This window comes from Plantactinospora sp. CNZ320 (assembly GCF_002846275.1).
Window position 1 is genome coordinate 3,755,234 of record NZ_PJMP01000001.1, and the last position, 16,553, is coordinate 3,771,786.

Annotated in this window: 15 protein-coding genes; 7 read left to right on the top strand and 8 right to left on the bottom strand. The window is 68.0% G+C overall.

Features of this window, described 5'->3' with window-relative positions:
• Positions 1–331 precede the first annotated feature (331 nt).
• Both CLT71_RS16500 and CLT71_RS16505 read left to right on the top strand, forming a co-directional pair.
• On the top strand, positions 332–1,402 hold the full coding sequence (locus tag CLT71_RS16500; protein WP_143743492.1) for an SAVED domain-containing protein: 1,071 nt from the start codon (positions 332–334) through the stop codon (positions 1,400–1,402).
• Entirely contained in the window at positions 1,402–2,763 is a 1,362-nt protein-coding gene (locus tag CLT71_RS16505) for a nucleotide-binding domain-containing protein (RefSeq protein ID WP_101367895.1), read from the top strand. The genes CLT71_RS16500 and CLT71_RS16505 overlap by 1 nt, the downstream gene beginning before the upstream one ends.
• A gap of 1,019 nt (positions 2,764–3,782) precedes the next feature.
• Here CLT71_RS16505 and CLT71_RS16510 read toward each other — a convergent pair.
• The 3 genes from CLT71_RS16510 to CLT71_RS16520 are packed head-to-tail and all read right to left on the bottom strand — an operon-like array spanning position 3,783 to position 5,338.
• Complete coding sequence (locus CLT71_RS16510; RefSeq protein ID WP_101367896.1) at positions 3,783–4,637, bottom strand: Scr1 family TA system antitoxin-like transcriptional regulator; 855 nt, start codon at positions 4,635–4,637, stop codon at positions 3,783–3,785.
• Positions 4,618–5,136, bottom strand: a complete 519-nt coding sequence (locus tag CLT71_RS16515) for a DUF6879 family protein (RefSeq protein ID WP_101367897.1) — start codon at positions 5,134–5,136, stop codon at positions 4,618–4,620. Before CLT71_RS16515 ends, CLT71_RS16510 begins: the two co-directional genes overlap by 20 nt.
• On the bottom strand, positions 5,120–5,338 hold the full coding sequence (locus tag CLT71_RS16520) for a hypothetical protein (protein ID WP_101367898.1): 219 nt from the start codon (positions 5,336–5,338) through the stop codon (positions 5,120–5,122). The genes CLT71_RS16515 and CLT71_RS16520 overlap by 17 nt, the downstream gene beginning before the upstream one ends.
• Positions 5,339–5,560: 222 nt before the next feature.
• Between CLT71_RS16520 and CLT71_RS16525 the strand changes: the two genes are divergently transcribed.
• Entirely contained in the window at positions 5,561–6,016 is a 456-nt protein-coding gene (locus CLT71_RS16525) for a MarR family transcriptional regulator (protein ID WP_199187617.1), read from the top strand.
• Between the two features lie 18 nt (positions 6,017–6,034).
• Here the strand turns inward: CLT71_RS16525 and CLT71_RS16530 are convergent, their stop codons facing one another.
• From CLT71_RS16530 to CLT71_RS16545, 4 genes are read right to left on the bottom strand one after another with little or no spacing between them, the layout of a single operon-like run.
• The gene (locus tag CLT71_RS16530; RefSeq protein WP_486483298.1) at positions 6,035–6,808 is read right to left on the bottom strand and encodes an SDR family NAD(P)-dependent oxidoreductase; all 774 of its coding nucleotides are present in this window, start codon (positions 6,806–6,808) and stop codon (positions 6,035–6,037) included.
• A gap of 23 nt (positions 6,809–6,831) precedes the next feature.
• On the bottom strand, positions 6,832–7,905 hold the full coding sequence (locus CLT71_RS16535; RefSeq protein ID WP_101367900.1) for a phosphotransferase family protein: 1,074 nt from the start codon (positions 7,903–7,905) through the stop codon (positions 6,832–6,834).
• A complete protein-coding gene (locus CLT71_RS16540; protein ID WP_101367901.1) occupies positions 7,898–9,079 on the bottom strand; it encodes an acyl-CoA dehydrogenase family protein in 1,182 nt (393 codons plus the stop codon). Before CLT71_RS16540 ends, CLT71_RS16535 begins: the two co-directional genes overlap by 8 nt.
• 17 nt (positions 9,080–9,096) lie before the next feature.
• On the bottom strand, positions 9,097–9,801 hold the full coding sequence (locus tag CLT71_RS16545; protein ID WP_101367902.1) for a TetR/AcrR family transcriptional regulator: 705 nt from the start codon (positions 9,799–9,801) through the stop codon (positions 9,097–9,099).
• A gap of 144 nt (positions 9,802–9,945) precedes the next feature.
• Between CLT71_RS16545 and CLT71_RS16550 the strand changes: the two genes are divergently transcribed.
• The 4 genes from CLT71_RS16550 (at position 9,946) to CLT71_RS16565 (ending at position 15,360) form a co-directional block, all read left to right on the top strand.
• The gene (locus CLT71_RS16550; protein ID WP_101367903.1) at positions 9,946–11,166 is read left to right on the top strand and encodes an oxygenase MpaB family protein; all 1,221 of its coding nucleotides are present in this window, start codon (positions 9,946–9,948) and stop codon (positions 11,164–11,166) included.
• Positions 11,167–11,344: 178 nt separating this feature from the next.
• Entirely contained in the window at positions 11,345–12,565 is a 1,221-nt protein-coding gene (locus CLT71_RS16555; protein WP_101367904.1) for an oxygenase MpaB family protein, read from the top strand.
• 8 nt (positions 12,566–12,573) lie between these two features.
• The gene (locus tag CLT71_RS16560) at positions 12,574–14,868 is read left to right on the top strand and encodes a molybdopterin cofactor-binding domain-containing protein (RefSeq protein WP_101371509.1); all 2,295 of its coding nucleotides are present in this window, start codon (positions 12,574–12,576) and stop codon (positions 14,866–14,868) included.
• Between the two features lie 15 nt (positions 14,869–14,883).
• A complete protein-coding gene (locus CLT71_RS16565; RefSeq protein ID WP_101367905.1) occupies positions 14,884–15,360 on the top strand; it encodes a (2Fe-2S)-binding protein in 477 nt (158 codons plus the stop codon).
• 39 nt (positions 15,361–15,399) lie between these two features.
• Here CLT71_RS16565 and CLT71_RS16570 read toward each other — a convergent pair whose 3' ends face one another.
• Complete coding sequence (locus CLT71_RS16570) at positions 15,400–16,533, bottom strand: acyl-CoA dehydrogenase family protein (protein ID WP_101367906.1); 1,134 nt, start codon at positions 16,531–16,533, stop codon at positions 15,400–15,402.
• Positions 16,534–16,553: the final 20 nt, after the last annotated feature.

A 16,553-nucleotide genomic window follows, 5' to 3' on the forward strand; every position in this document is an offset into this window, starting at 1 on the left:
TCACCCCCGACCCACACCGTCGCACGGATCCGTCACAACAGCACACCTCGAGAGGGGCACGTGCCGAATACTGTGTTGCGATGTAAAGTGAACTCCGTGCGGCAGATCGTACCGTAGATGATTACCAAGCGTGGCGCACCTGTAACTCTTGACCACTGTCCTCGATGGCATCGGTCGTGAGGAGGGATTCGATCTTGAGGTTCGATCTGCGCCGTGAGGCGACGTGAGCGGGCCAAAACCAAAAAGGGGTCGACGTCAACCGCCTGAGGCCGAGCGACACCGGGTATGGGTCTCGGCGGGGGGCCGATGCACTTTGTGCAACACGTACCTCATGGAGGGGGCGCTCTCGAAACGCCCGTTCCGGCTCGGAGAACTCGCGCACATCGTGGGTCAGCAGTCCACAGCCAGGTCACCGCGGGGCGAAGCAGAGCCGCTCGACGAAAAGGAGCGCGACAAGGCCGAGAACCTGATGCTGGTGTGCGCAGACGAACACCAGGAGATCGATCGGGACGGCGCAGTCGATCTGTTCACCGTCAACGAGCTGCGGCGGCTGAAGGCGACTCACGAGGACTGGATTCGCCGGGTGACCGGCCTCCGCCGCGAAGACACGACCGCGGTGCTACGAGTGTTGGCGGACGTGCGAGGTCGAGTTGTCGAACTTAACCGGGCCGATGCGACCACGGCGGTGGTCCGCCACGACCAGCGGTGGCCAGACTTCCCGATGTCGTTCGAGCAAGATGGCATTGAGATCGACCTTCGGCAACTACCGGGTGAAGACCCGGTCGAGGCCGCCTACTGGCGAGCGGCAATCGCCAAGATTGACCGCGGTGTGGAACGGCTCACTGAGGGAGTCCGCGACGGACGCGCCCGCCACGTAAGCGTCTTTGCCTTCGCGAGGATTCCGCTACTGGTCTACCTGGGTTCGCAGCTGGATGATGCATATGGCGTCGACGTGTTCCAGCGGCACCGCAGCACCGCAGGGTGGAGCTGGCCGGAGCCAGCGGTCGACACTGAGTTCACTGCTGAGGTGCCGCCACCAGACACCGTTCAAGGCCATGAAGACGCTGTCCTGGTCATCAACCTGTCAGGCACCATCCAGCCCGGCGAGTTACCCGATCCGCTCCGCGCAGTACCGCGATACGGCCTGGTGCCGGTCGATGCCATACCGCACCCGGATATCATCAGCAGCGCAGCCAGCCTCGCGGCGTTTGAGGTCGCGACGCGGACGCTGCTGGCGCGGGTTGAGCAGAGCCACAAGCACCTACAGCGCCTCCACGTGATCGCTGCGATGCCGGTATCGGCAGCGATCACCCTCGGTCGCGTTCGCGACCCCTACATTCATCCCGCGTACGTCTTGTACGACCGGGCCGACGACGGCTATCACGCCGTGCTGGAGATCTGATGAAGCTGCACGCCTACTTTGCCGGCCTGCTCACCGACACGGTGAACCTCAGCCAGGAACGACTTGACCTGCTCCACAGCCGAGTGTCCTCAATCGTAAATTGCATCAAGGCCGACGAGCAGTTGAAGGACCTGTATATTGACCATATCCCGCAGGGATCCTGGCCGCATAGAACAATCATCACCCCGCTACCCGGCAAAGAGTTCGACGCCGACTTCTTGCTACATCTGCAGGAGGTTCCCGAGTGGACTGCTGACCCCGGGGAATACATCCGGCAGGTCAGGGCAGCGTTCAAGCGGTCCTTTGTCTACAAGGACATGGTGCGTAAGAAAAACCGGTGCGTACGAATTGGTTACGTCAACGACTGTCATGTCGATGTAGTCCCTCACATAGTGCTGACAGACGGCCGACAGGTCATCGTCAACTACAAGGACAACCAGTTCGAAGACACCAACCCAGGTGGCTTTACGAGCTGGATGCACGAGAAGGATGACCTCGCCAACCGGTACCTCCGCGTCGTCCTTCGCCTGCTCAAGTACCTGCGTGACTACAAGAAGACGTTCTCCGTGCCGTCGGTCATCCTAACCACGCTGCTCGGCGAACGCGTGCAGGCGTGGAACGTTGATGACCTCTACCCGGACCTTCCCACGGCGTTCGTAAACCTTCTGATCGCCCTGGACACCTGGCTGGCCTGGCACTCAACCATGCCGATCATCACCGACCCGAGCTGCCCCGGTACCACGTTCAACCACCGCTGGGACGACGACAAGTACACCAATTTCGCTAAGTGGATCAGCTACTATCGGGCCAAGGCGGAGGCTGCGCTCAAGGAAGACGACAAGGACAAGAGCATCACCTTGTGGCGTGAGATCTTCGGCGACGCATTCGCCAAGAGCTCCACCCAGGCAGCAGCCAAGGAGGCCGTGGCCCTCAGCGGCGCCCCCCTGGCCACCAAAGTGTTTGTCCGGCTCAGCAGGGCGCCGGGTGAACAATTCATCGAAGAACTCGGGTATCCGTTGCGGCCGACCTACGCCGCCCGCATCAACGCCACCGTGCGCGACCTCAATGGCTTCCGCCCCGGCACGCCGTTGCGCTCGGTCAGGCACACCCGCAAGCGTATGTCGATCGACTTCCGCCTCTCCACCGACTGTCCAGAGCCCTACGACCTCTGGTGGAAGGTCCGAAACACTGGCGAAGAGGCAACTGACGCCGACTGCCTACGCGGCACGATTGTTAAAGACGGCGGCCTACGCCGCCGCACCGAAAGTACTCTGTACCGCGGCACGCACTACGTTGAGGTCTACCTCATTAAGGATGGGATCGTCGTCGCGACGGACCACCACGATGTTCACATCGCATAAATTATGCCAACCTGCATCGGCCCCAGTCTCGCAAATCAGCGACTCGCCGATGGTAACGCGGCAACTTAAGCACCTCGCATCGGTCCTCCCCTGGCGTAGGTTGTCTCTCCACCGGAGGCGCGTGACAGAACCGCAACAACGGATGGTCACCGATCGGCATCTGACCGTTACGGCCTCAGAACCGCGAAGAGCCGTTCGCTTGTCTCATAGACCGGCGTCAGATGACGCCTTAGGTGGCCACGAGATGACCCAATCGCGTTCGCGTTGCAGCGGCGATTCACCATTCAGCACCGCGTCCACGACATCGGCGGCTTCGTGGTCGTTCTGGCGGCGTACCGGTGAGGCAGCGAACGGCAGATTTGGGCGTACCATGCGTCGCCGTCCCGGCCAAGTGCACCGCCGTCGCCGCCGACCATGACCACCCAGACGCGGACCATCGACGTTCACGCAGGGCCACGAGGTCGTAGTCGGCCGGCATGCTGTCGTTGCCGTCGTCGAAGTGGAGGTCGGGAACTGCTTCGCGGCGCCCGGCCTACCGCTCGCGGTCATTGTGTTGATGAACTGGCACGTCTGCCGTGCTGATGGCGGTGTCCCGCTCCCTACCGGCGTTGACCGGAGCTCTTCGCAAGGTAGATCCGCCGCACACCGGGCACCACCGCTCCTTGACCTTGAAGCTGAACAGTCCTGCCAGGAATCCCATCAGTACGGCGCCGATCGCAGCACCAATCGTCATCACGGGTCACCCTTCGCCTGCTTGAGGGTGGCTGCCGGACAACACCGTTGCCGCAGGCTGTCCGGCAGCCTCAGAGGAACCTCGTCACCGAACGGACAGACGTCGTCCTGTCACGGCCAAGCGATGAATCAGCCGTTGCCCCTACCAGTGGCTTCGGCCTGGGCGCCCTCGCCGGATCCACTGCAACAGACACCCTTCGCACCCGGCGTCCGTCTTACCGAAGTTCCGCAATGACGGTATGAGCGGGCCGTCAACGGCGTCCATGATGTTGCGAGTTGTTGCGACCTTACTGGTCGAGTTGATCGATTGTGCGGCTGATCAGCGCCCGCGCCTCGGGGCCATACACAGCCGACACCTGAAGGCGATCGAACATCCGGGCGTACAGCTCGATCTCCTGGGGCCTGGTGACCTCGATGCTCGCCGTGGGCGTCTCTAGCGCGACCAGCAGGTTGTCGAAGATCCAGAAGCCGGTGGACGCGACCGCTGGGCGTTCGGTCATCAGTGGGATGATGCCCACCGAGACGTTCGGCAGGGACATCACCGCGAGCAGCCGGTCAAGCTGCCCGACCTGAGTGACGGCGTCACCGAACCAGGTGCGCAGGGCCTGTTCCTCCAGCACCACCACGAACCGCTTGCCCCGCTGGTAGAGCACCCGCTGCCGCTCCATCCGCACCGCCACGGCCTCGTCCAAGTCGTTCGGCGTGTCCAGAAAATCGATCCAGAACGACAGCATCGCCGCCGTGTAGTCGGCGGTCTGGAACAGGCCGGGAATGGCGTTGTGCTCGTAGATCCGGAACACCGACGTCTGCTCGTACAGGGCCAGGGTGTGCGCGCCGAGCACCCGTTTCATGCCCGCCCGGCTCTGCCGCCGGAACTCCAGGTACGCCGACTCCACCGCCCGCAGCGTGGCGGTCAGGTCCGGGATCTGGTCTTCGGCGTTGCACACCCGGCACCAGGCCCGGATGTCGTTGTCGGTCGGCGGCTGGACACCATGCTCGATCTTGCTGACCCGGGTGAAGTGCTGGCCGGTCAAGGCCGCCAGCGCCCGCCCCGTGAGCCCTGCTTCCTTGCGCAGCTCACGGAGGCGGACACCGAGCGCTTCCTGGCCCTGGCGGGCAGCGCTAGACGGGTTGGTAGTCACGGTGCGGGATGGCCAACTGCCAGACGGCCTCGAAGGCAGAGCGGCACAGCCGCAGATCCTCCGGGTCGGTGGACGCCACCCGGTCCACGGCCAGGCCGTTACCTGCGTAGATCAGGAAGACCGCCAAGCGATCGTCGAACAGGTAGTAGTCGTTGCCGGGCAGCGCCAGCGACGACACCAGCCGACGCGGCACCCAGCGGATGTCCTCGCCAGCGTCCACCATGGGCTGGGCGATGCTGTACGACCAGCGCTGATAGTCGCTCAGCGGCTCAGACACTATGCGCGCCCGGCGCACCGACCGACCTGCCTTGACGTGCTCGCGCAGGCTCTCGCACCAGCCCTCCAACCACGCCAGGTCATCCGGCTCGCCCGCGGCCCACTTGGCCATGTACGGCAACTCGACCGCGGTGCCGTAGGCGTCGCGCGTCTCCAGGTGGACGGCATCGCGCTCAAAGGTCACCAACAGCCGCTCGAACTCGCTCTCACTGATCGAGGTCACGATCCCCCTGCCTGAAGAACTGGAGCATCCGGTCCGGAATCTCCACGCAGGACTCACCCTCCGGGATGCGCATCTGTGCCAACACCGCCGGATCCGACACCACCCAACCCTGCACCACCCAGCTCTCCCGGTCAGTGCGGTACACCGTGGGCGAGCCGGTCGGGTTCGACTCCGGATCCTTACCGATCAACGTTAGGCGCATGGTCCACTCCCTGTCCTGCCGGTTGCGGGATGTTGCGACCTGGCCATCCTTCGGGCGGAGACGGGAGACGTCAAGGAGCGACTGCCAGGTTTACGGATAGTGACGAGCAAGTGGGAGCGCTTCGCGTACTCGCAGCAGAGCCCGGCTTCGACTGTTGATCTCAACCGTGCTTGAGGACCTACGGTCGCACCTGTCCAGTCAGACACAGGGAAGCGGGCAGTCATGGTGATCAAGCAGTACTCCGAGGAAGAACTGGCCGCGCAGGCGATCGGTTACTGGAGCGGTGCGGCGTACCGGGCGGTGGTCGGGCGCATCCGGGCAGATCTGGCGAAGGAGCAGCTGACCCAGCCGCACTGGTGGACGCTCAACCACGTCGCCGGCTCACCAGGCACGTGGAGCCGAGCCGCACTCACCGAACGACTCCAGCCCTTTGACGATCTCGACATCGACTTCGCGGAGATGCTCGACGACCTGGTCGCCCGGGGCTGGCTGGTCGAGACCGACGGCACGTTGTCGCTCACCGAGGCCGGCGAGGCGGGCCGGCTCCGCGCCAAAGAGCGCGCCGGCCGGGCACACGAGCAGATGCACCAGGGCATCAGCACCACGGAGTACGTCGCCACGCTTAACGTACTGCGCCGCTTCATCGACAACCTCGGCGGCGACAGCGACCTCCCCTGACCGGGGAGCCAGCCGTCGTCACTGCGCGGTCCAGCCGCCGTCCACGTGCAGGATGCTGCCGGTGACATAGCTGGCGCTCTCCGAGGCCAGGAACACCACTGCTCCGACGACCTCCTGTGGCCGGCCGAACCGGCCCATCGGGATCCGCTCGCGCAGCCGCGCCGACCAGGTGTCGTTGTTGCGCAGCCCTTCCGTCATCTGAGTTTCCAGGTATCCCGGGGCGACCGCGTTGACCCGTACGCCGACGGGTGCCCATTCCAGCGCCAGGGTCCGGGTGAGCTGCTCGACGCCGCCCTTGCTGGCGCTGTAGGCAGCCAGTCTCGGGAAGCCGACCTGCCCGTGCACCGACGACATGTTGACGATGCTGCCGGCACGTTGCTCGATCATGATCGCACCGGCGGCGCGGGCGCAGACGAAGACGCCGGAGAGGTTGGTGTCGATCACCTGCTGCCAGTCGGTCAGGCTGAGCCGCTCGGTGCGTTCCAGCAGCGGACTGATCCCGGCGTTGTTGACCAGGATGTCGAGGCGCCCCCACCGCTGCCGGGCCAGCGCCACGACCTCATCCGCGGTGGCGGGGTCGGTGACGTCGCCGACGACGATCTCCGCCGTGCCGCCGCCGGCCACGATCCGGTCGCGTACCTCCTGGAGCGTGTCGACGGCCCGCGCCTGGAGGATCACGCTCGCGCCGGCCTCCGCCAGTCCCTGCGCGACCGCCGCGCCGACGCCACGACCCGCTCCGGTGACCCAGGCGACCTTGCCCTGGAGTTGTCCCTCCACCATGCTCCTCGTCAACGTCCCTCTTCGCGCGGCCCACTTCACGACCGCAGTGCCTCGATGCCCTGCCCGTCGCCGACGCGCAGGCCCAGTTCCACCAGCGCCGGGGCCGCCTCGGCCATCCCGGCGGCGTCGGTACCCAGGTGCTGCCCCCGCAGGTGGCGAAAGTAGATCGACTCCATGATGACCGCGAGCTTGAGACAGGTGAGGACCAGGCAGGCGTCGAGGTGGTCGCGGTCGACCGGCCGTACGGCGGTGTACCGCCGCAGCAGGGCCACGCGGTCACCGAAGCCCGGCCCGTCCGTCACGCCGAGCGCGACAGGTACCCGCCGCCGCAGCACGTCGCCCGGCTCCGTCCAGTAGACGAGCAGCAGGGCGAGGTCGCACACCGGGTCGCCGAGCGCGGCCATCTCCCAGTCCAGCACCGCGCGGACCTGGGCGGAGTCCGGCGCGAAGATGAGGTTGTCCAGGCGGTAGTCGCCGTGCACGAGTGCCCACGGCCGGTCGGCGAACGCCGCCACCCGCGCCGCCAGCCAGCCCGCGAGCCGCCCGACGCCCGGCACGTCGCGTACCTTCGTCCGTTCCCACTGCGCGGTCCAGAGCGCGACCTGCCGGCCTAGGTATCCGGCGGGGCGGCCGAAGCTTTCGAGTCCGGTCCCGTCGAGGTCGGTGTCGTGCAGGACCGTCAGGGTCCGGACCAGGGCGTCGGTGATCGCCCCCGCCCGCTCGGCGTCGAACCCGGCGGTGTCCACCGCGGACGACAGGACGACGCCGTCGACATGGTCCATGACCAGGAACGGCGCGCCGACGACGGTCGGGTCCTCGCAGAGCAGGTGCGGCCGGGCGCTCGGCACGGCTGTCCGGTCGAGGCCACGCAGGACGCGGTACTCCCGGGCCATGTCGTGCGCCCTGGGCATGACGTGCCCGAGCGGCGGACGGCGCAGCACCCAGGACCTGTCACCCTGGCTGATCCGGTACGTCAGGTTGCTCCGGCCACCGGCGAGCAGCTCGGCGTGCCACGGCGCGGCCGGGTCGGCTCCGGGCAGGTGTTCGCCGAGATAGGCCCCGATCGGGCCGAGCCGCAGGCCGGGTGGGCTCAGGTCTGTCTCAGTCATGCGTGCCTTTCGCCCGGGCGGCCTCGAAGCGCCGGACGGCGCGGCGCGCCAACGCCCAGCGGTGCGCCTCGGAGGCGCCGTCGTAGATCCGGAACGGGCGCACCTCGGCGAGGAACTGTGCCAGTGGCAGGTCGTGGGAGACGCCCTGCGCGCCGCACAACTGGACGGACCGGTCGATGATCCGGCCCACGGCCTCGGAGACGAACGTCTTGGCGATCGACGTTTCGGCGCTGGCGCGGGCGCCCTCGTCGAGAGCCGCGGCGGCGGTGCGGATCAGCGCCCGGGACGCGGCGATGTCGATCTCGTTCTCGGCGATGAGGTGCTGGGCGAGACCGAGATCCGCCAGCCGGCTGCCGAACATCTCCCGGCCGACGGCGTACCCGAGCATGATGTCGTGGGCCCGGCCGGCCAGGCCGAGCCAGCGCATGCAGTGGGTGAGCCGGGCGGGCCCGAGCCGGGCCTGCGCGTTGGCGAAGCCGCGGTCGACCTCGCCCAGCACGGCGGAGGCCGGCACCCGGCACCGTTCGAAGGTCACCTCGCAGTGCCCGCCGGTGAAGCCGTGGTCGATCGTGGGGATGTGCCGGCCGACGGTGAGGCCGGCGGCGCCTGCGTCGACCAGGAACATCGTCGCGGCGGCGGCACCGGTGCGGGCCATCACGATGAAGAAGGCGGCGCCGTCCGCGCCGGTGATGAACCATTTCTCGCCGTCGATCAGCCAGTCGCCGCCGTCGCGCACCGCGGTCGTGCGCAGTGCCCCGGGGTCGGATCCCGCGCCCGGAGCGGGCTCGGTCATCGCGAACGCCGAGCGCACCTCGCCGGCGGCCAGCGGCCTCAGGTACGCCTCGCGTTGGGCCGGCGTGCCGACGCGCTCCAGCAGCGTCATGTTCCCCTCGTCGGGTGCCGCGCAGTTCGTCACGAAGGGACCGTGCAGGCTCCGGCCGGCTGCTTCGAGCGCGTCCGCCTGCTCCACGATCGACAGTCCCAGGCCGCCGTACTCGACGGGTACCGAGGGTGCGAAGACCCCGGCGTCCCGGGCTGCCGCGCGCAGCCTCGCCCGGAGCTGCGGGTCCGTCCCGAGTTCGCGTTCCACCGGGATGACCTGCTGGTCGACGAAGGTCCTGATTCGTGCCGCCACGTCCCGGGCGCCTTCGCCGGGTGCCCCGCTCGCCTGCATGCCGGGCGGATCCTCCCTCACCGGTCGGGCCGGGCGTGCGACGAGGTCGCTCGGCCCGTCTTCGACTGCCCGGCCGAGGTCGCCGGCTCCAGCATCGGCACGAGGAACTGCCGGGCCACGGCGGCGAGCTTCTCGTCGTCGTCCAGGTCGATGAGATGGCTGGGGATCGCCAGGAAGGAGGCGGAGACCCGGACCATCATCTCGGCCACCAGGTCGGCGTCCAGGTCGGCCGAGACGTTGCCGGCACGCTGCTCGCGGCGCAACTGGCCGGCGACGAACCGTCGCACGGTGGCGAGCGTGTGGCCGCCGTCGCTGACCATGGACGGCACGAGCAGGTTCGGCTCCGCGGCCAGCAGGCCGCCGATCAGCGGGTTGCCCCGGATGACCCGCAGCGAGCTGACGAAGCCGAGCACCACCCGGTCGGCCACGGTCTCGGCGTGCTCGATGTCCTTGAGGAACTGGTCGAAGTACCTGCGGAACTCCCGGCGTACGACGTGTTCGACGAGGGCGTTCTTGGAGGCGTACCGCCGGTAGACGGTGATCCGGGAGACCCGGGCCAGCCGAGCCACGTCCTCCATTGTGGAGCGTTGGATGCCCATCCGGCAGAACTGCTCGTACGCCGCGTCGAGCAGACGCGTCCGGGTCTCGTCCAGGTCGTCGACCTGCTCAATGGCGTCAATGTACGCACGCTCCAGCAACGACTCCGACACTGCGGGTTCCACGATCGCCTCCTCGGCCGAAATGTCGCCGGAAATGAATATTTACAACGGGGCTTGTGGTCGTCGACACCTTGTGGTGTCATACGCGTTACACAGATGCAACATGCGTTTCATCGTATCAGATGCTCCTGCTAGGAGGACGACGGCATGGACAACGTGAGCAGACGCAGAGTGTTGCAAGCGGGTGGGGCCCTGGGCGCGCTCGGTGCGCTGACCGTCGCCGCCCCCGGGCAGGCAGCGGTGTGGACCTGGTCACCCAAGGGCTCGGTGGTGGGCACCGGAGCCGGCGCGGACCCGCGGTGGGTGTGGGACGAGGAGGCCGACCCACTTGTCGCCTCGCTGCTCGACCGGGGCGACGTACCCAGGGTCAACGAACTGCTGCGCACCTGGACCAAGAACGGCCAGCCGTTGCCGGCCGGACTCCCGGCCGACCTGCGGGACTTCATGGAGCACGCCCGGCAGATGCCGTCCTGGGTCGACCAGCGCAAGCTGGCCAGGGCGGTGGACTTCAACGAGAAGCGCGGGCTCTATCTCGGCGTGCTGTACGGGCTGGCCAGCGGCATGATGAGCACTGTCATCCCGAAGGAGGCGCGCGCGGTCTACTACTCGATGGGCGGCGCGGACATGAAGGACCGCATCTCCAAGACCGCCAAGCTCGGGTACGACATCGGATCCCGCAACGCCTACCAGCCCGACGGCGAGATGGTCGTGACCTGCGTCAAGACGCGCCTGGTGCACGCGGCGGTACGCCACCTGCTGCCCCAGTCGCCGCACTGGTCGAACGTCGCCGACGAGGAGATCCCGATCAGCCAGCGGGACATGATGGTCACCTGGCACAGCCTGCCGACGACAGTCATGCAGAAGATGGTCGACTGGCGGGTCCCGATCCCCACCGCCGAGTCCGACGCCTTCCTGCACTCCTGGCAGCTGGCCGCGCACATGCTCGGCATCAGGGACGAGTACATCCCCGCCACCTGGGCCGAGGCCAACAGCCAGGCCGAGCAGGTCCTCACGCCGGTGCTGGCCCCGACACCCGAGGGGATCAAGCTGGCCGACATCCTGCTCAGCCTCGGTACCCCGGTGGACGCCGGCATCCTCAGCAAGCCGATCCTCGGCTCGTTCACCCGCTTCATGCTCGGTGACCAGATCGCGCAGTGGCTGCGCATCCCCCGGGAGCCGGTCTGGGACACACTGCTGCGGACGGCCTGGGCGCCGTTCATCGCCGTCCGCGAAGGACTGCTGCCGTTCCCGCTGGCTCCGCAGGCGTACTGGCTGTTCGACGAGTTCCTGCGCAAGGCGGCCCTGCTCTTCCTCTCCGAGGCGCGGCCGATCAGCATCGAGATTCCGGTCACCAACCGCCCGTCCTGATTCGACGCGCCCTGTCGCGCCGGGTTGCCGGCCCGCCCGGCGCAGTCCGACTTCCATTGTCCGGCGAAATACGGCTCTCCCGAGATCTTTCGACAGGGTCCACTGCACGCCGTCGAAGATACAGAGAAACACGTACCGTATCTGCATATCATCTGGAGCCCGGGAAGGGGTTCGCGACATGGCCGAGCTGAGCAGGCGAAAGATCTTGATCTCGGGCGGCGCGTTGGGCGCGCTCGGCGCGATGGGCATGGCGTCCCCGGTGCAGGCCGGCCCCACGACGCCCTGGACCTGGGCACCGAGCGGCTCCATCGCGGGCGCCGGCGCCGGGGAAGATCCCCGGTGGGTGTGGGACGAGGAGGCCGACCCGCTTGTCGCGTCGCTGATCGACCGCGGCGCCGTGCCCGAGGTGAACCGCCTGCTGTGGAACTGGACCCGGAACGACCAGCCCCTGCCCGCCGGGCTGCCGGCGGACCTTCGGGACTTCATGGAGAGCGCACGTCAACTGCCGTCCTGGGTGGACCGCGCCAAGCTGGAGGCCGCCGCCGAGTTCAACAAGTCCCGGGGGTTCTATCTCAACCTGCTCAACGGGGTGGGTGGCGGCATGCTGAGCACCGCCATCCCCAAGGAGGCCCGGGCGGTCTACTACTCGCTGGGCGGCGCGGACATGGAGGACCGGGTCGCCAAGACCAGCATCCTGGGCTTCGCGGTCGGGTCGCTCAACGCCTTCCGGCCCGACGGCAGTTGCATCGTGGAGGCCGTGAAGACCCGCCTGGTGCACGCGGCGGTACGGCACCTGCTGCAGAAGTCCCCGCACTGGACCGACGGGATCCCGATCAGCCAGGAGGACATGCTGGTCACCTGGCACACCTTGCCGACCTACGCCATGCGCAAGCTGCGCGAGTGGCAGGTCCCGCTGACCGCCGCCGACTCCGCCGCCTACCTGCACCTGTGGCAGGTGACCGCGCACCTGCTCGGGATCAGGGACGAGTACATCCCCGCCACCTGGGCGGCGGCGTACGCCCAGTCGGACCAGGTGCTGCCACGGAACATGGGACCGACCCGCGAGGGCGTCATCCTGACCGACATCCTGCTCGGCCAGCTCGCCGAGCAGACCAGCCCGGCCAGCATCAGCCGGCCGCTCTGCAACGCGCTGGCCCGTTATCTGGTGGGCGACCAGGTGGCCGACTGGAACGGCATCCGGCGCGAGCCGGTGTGGGGTCCGTTGATCACCACCGCCTGGCCACTGCTGGTGAGATTCCGCGAGGGCCTCATCCCGCTGCCGCTGGTGCCGGAGGCCGCCTGGGTCCTCGACGAGGCAGTCCGGCGGTACATCATGTTCTATCTGACCAAGGGCCGGGAGACCAAGATCGAGATTCCCACCATGAACCGTCCCGAGTGAGCCCGACGATGACCGGACCAACTGGTGACGCGATGACCGGACCCGTCGGACGGCGGCGGTTCCTGGGGTACGTCCTGGCCGCACCGATCCTGGTGACCGCGGCCGAGTACGGTCCGGCCCAGGCCGCCGCCGCCGAGCTGCCCAGCCCGGAGATCACTGAACTGCTCGACCTCAACGACATCATGACCGCGGCGGCGCTGCCGACGTCGGGCCTGATCTCGGTCGAGGTGGACCCGGACGGGACGGTCTCGTTCGACCTGCCCCGGGCCGAGGTGGGGCAGGGCATCACCACCTCGACGGCGATGCTCATCGCCGAGGAGCTGTCAGTGCCGCTGCGCCGGGTCCGGGTCACCCTGGCCGACGCCCGGCCGGAACTGGTGTTCAACCAGCTCACCGGCGGGTCGAACACCACGATCGCCACCTACACGCCGATCCGGGTCGCCGCCGCCGTCGCCCGGCGCCGGTTGTTGGAGGCCGCCGCCACCGAGTTCGGCTCGGCGGTCACCGACCTGACGCTGAAGGCCGGAGTTATCACCGATCGCTCCGGCAACCGCGTCGACATCGGTGGACTCGCCGAGAAGGCGGCGAGCCTGCGAACGCTACAGGTGCCCGTCGAACTCGCCGCCCGGGAGAGTTTCACCGTCATCGGCAGGCCACACAACCGGATCGACGCGCTGGAGGCGGTGACCGGGCGCAAGCGGTTCGCGATGGACCTTGACGTGCCCGGCGCGAAGCCGACGATGGTGTGCCGGCCGCCGACAATCAACGGCAGGGTCGGCTCGGTCGCCAACCTCGGCGAGGTCCGGGCCATGCCGGGCGTCACCGACGTCGTGGTGATCTCCACCGGCGTGGCGGTCCGGGCCGAGACCTTCGGCCGGTGCATCGACGCCGTACGCGCGCTGCGGGTCTCCTGGGGGCCTGGCAGCGCCGAGGGCAAGTCCGACCAGACGGTACTACGGTCACTGGCAGCCGCCGAGCTGCCGATGGGACTACGACCACCGACGCCGGTGGTGGAGGGCAGGTTCACCTTCCACTTCCGCAGCAACAGCGCGCTGGAACCCAACTGCGCGATCGCCGACGTCCGGGCCGACCGTGCCGAGATCTGGTCGGCGCTGAAGTCCCCGATCGTGGCCAAGCAGACAATCGCCGCCAAGCTCAGGCTGCCACCCGACCGGGTCACCGTGCACGTCACCGAGGGAGGCGGCTCCTTCGGGCGCAGACTCTTCTTCGACGCCGCGCTGGAGGCCGCCGAGGTGTCCCAGCGGATCGGCAAGCCAGTCAAACTGATGTGGCACCGGGCCGACGACGCCCGCCAGGGCCGTACCCACCCGATGGCCACCTCACGGGTCCGGGCCAGCTACCTCGGCAACACGGTGCTCGGCTACGAGCAGCGGCACACGAGCGTCTCGACCGACCTCAGCCACGGGCTCGGCGAGATCATCACCGCGATGGCCGCCCGGCTGCCGATCGGCGACATCGGCATCTCCGAGACGTTCTTCCAGTTCAGCCAGACCATGTCCTACAACTTCGGCGTCACCAGCCGGCTGCTCAGCGAGACCGACAAGAGCTTCAACACCGGCAGCATGCGCAACGTGTACTCACCCGACGTCACCTGCGCCCGGGAGCTGATCGTCGACCAGCTCGCCGCCCGGATGGGCAAGGACCCGTACCGGTTCCGGCGCGACTTCCTCCGTGACGACCGCTCCCGGGCGGTGCTGACGAAGGTGGCCGAGGTCGGCAACTGGGGGCGGACGATGCCGGCCGGTACCGCGCAGGGCATCGCCTTCCACGCCGAGTACAAGGCGGTCAGCGCCGTCCTGGTCGAGATCGACTGCCGGCCCGAAACCGTCAACCGCCCGATCCGGGACGGCGTGGCCGGGCCACGGGTGACCAAAGTGGTCATCGCCGTCGACGTGGGACTCGTCGTCAACCCCCGCGGTCTGGAGGCACAGATGATGGGCTGCGTGATGGACGGCATCGCGCTGGCGCTGACCTCCAGCCTGCACCTGCGCGACGGCTATTTCCTGGAAGCCAGTTGGGACAACTACTTCTACACCCGGCAGTGGAACACCCCGCCGGACCTGCGGATCATCGTCATGCCGAACACCTCCGACAAGCCCGGCGGCGCCGGGGAACTGGGCGTCGCCACGTCGATGGCCGCGGTGGCCTGCGCGTACGGCCGGGCCACCGGGACGATGCCGACCACTTTCCCGATCAACCACGGCACCATCTCGTTCCCGCCCAAACCGACCGTGCCGCCCATCCCCGCCTCCCCGACCGACGGCCTGAACCACGCGCGCTGAGCCAAGGAGATCCGAGTGCCGGAGCACACATTCCGCGTCAACGGCGAGCAGGTCACCGTCGACGTCGACGACGACGAGCGCCTGTTGTGGGTACTGCGCGACATCCTCGGCATCACCGGACCGAAGTACGGCTGCGGGATAAACGTCTGCAAGGCGTGCACCAGCCACCTCAACGGCAGAGAGGTGAACCCGTGCGCGATCCCGGTCGGGGACCTCCAGCCGACCGACGAGGTCACCACGATCGAAGGGCTGCCGGCCACGGTCGGGAGGGAGCTGCACCCGATGCAGCAGGCCTGGCTGGACTTCGACGTCGCCCAGTGCGGCTACTGCCAGCCCGGCCAGATCATGGCGGCGGTGGCGCTGGTCCGCCGGGTGGCCGCCGAGGGCAGGGCCATCACCGACGCCGACCTCGACGGTCTGCGCAACATCTGCCGCTGCGGCACGTACTTCCGGATCCGCGAGGCGATCAGGGCGGGCGCCGAAGCCATGTGACGACGGCGCACGCCCGCGCCAGGTGACGATGGGCCGCGGTCAGAGCCCCATGGAGCGGCCGATCAGCTCCTTCATGATCTCGGTGGTGCCGCCGTAGATGGTCTGCACCCGGGCGTCCAGGTACGCCCTCGCCACCGGGTACTCCCGCATGTAGCCGTAACCGCCGTGCAGTTGGAGGCACCGGTCCACGGTGCGCTGCTGCAACTCGGTGCACCACCACTTCGCCATCGCCGCCGTCTCCGCGGTGAGCGCCGGCTCGACCAGGCACTGGTCGACGAAGACCCGGCCGATGCGCAGCTCGGTGGCGAGTTCGGCCAGTACGAACCGGTTGTGCTGGAAACTGCCGATCGGCGCACCGAACGCGTGCCGCTCCTTGCAGTAGGCGACGGTCTGCTCGAACACCGCCTCGGCCCCGGCGAGGGCGGCGACCGCGATCGACAACCGCTCGGCGGGAAGGTTCCGCATCAGGTACCCGAAGCCCCTGCCCTCCTCCCCCAGCAGGTTCGCTGCCGGCACCCGCACGTCGGAGAAGAACAGCTCGGCGGTGTCCTGCGCCTTCTGCCCGATCTTGTCGAGGTTGCGGCCCCGCTCGAACCCGACCATTCCCCGCTCGACCACCAGCAGGCTGATCCCGCGGTGCCCGGCGGCCGGGTCGGTCCGGGCCACCACGATGACCAGGTCGGCGAGGATGCCGTTGCTGATGAAGGTCTTCTGCCCGTTCAGCACGTAGCTGTCGCCGTCCCGCACCGCAGTGGTGCCGATGCCCTGGAGGTCACTGCCGGCACCCGGCTCGGACATGGCGATCGCGGTGATGATCTCGCCGGAACAGAAGCCCGGCAGCCACCGTTGCCGCTGTTCCTCGTTCGTCAGGTCGGTCAGGTACGGCCCGATGATGTCGTTGTGCAGGCCGAACGCGGGACCGCTGGCACCGGCCCGGGCCAGTTCCTCGGTGAGGATGGCGTTGAAGCGCCGGTCCGGCGTACCGCCGCCGCCGTAGCGTTCGTCGACGAAGAAGCCGAGTAGCCCGGCGCTGCCGGCGGCCCGCCACACGGCACGGTCGACGACCCCGTCCTGCTCCCACCGTTCGTGGTGCGGGGTGATCTCCTTGCGGATGAAGGCCCGCACCAGTTCGGCGAAGGCCCGGTGGTCGTCGGAGAAGATGGTGCGGTCCACCTCTGCATCAGCTCCCTTGT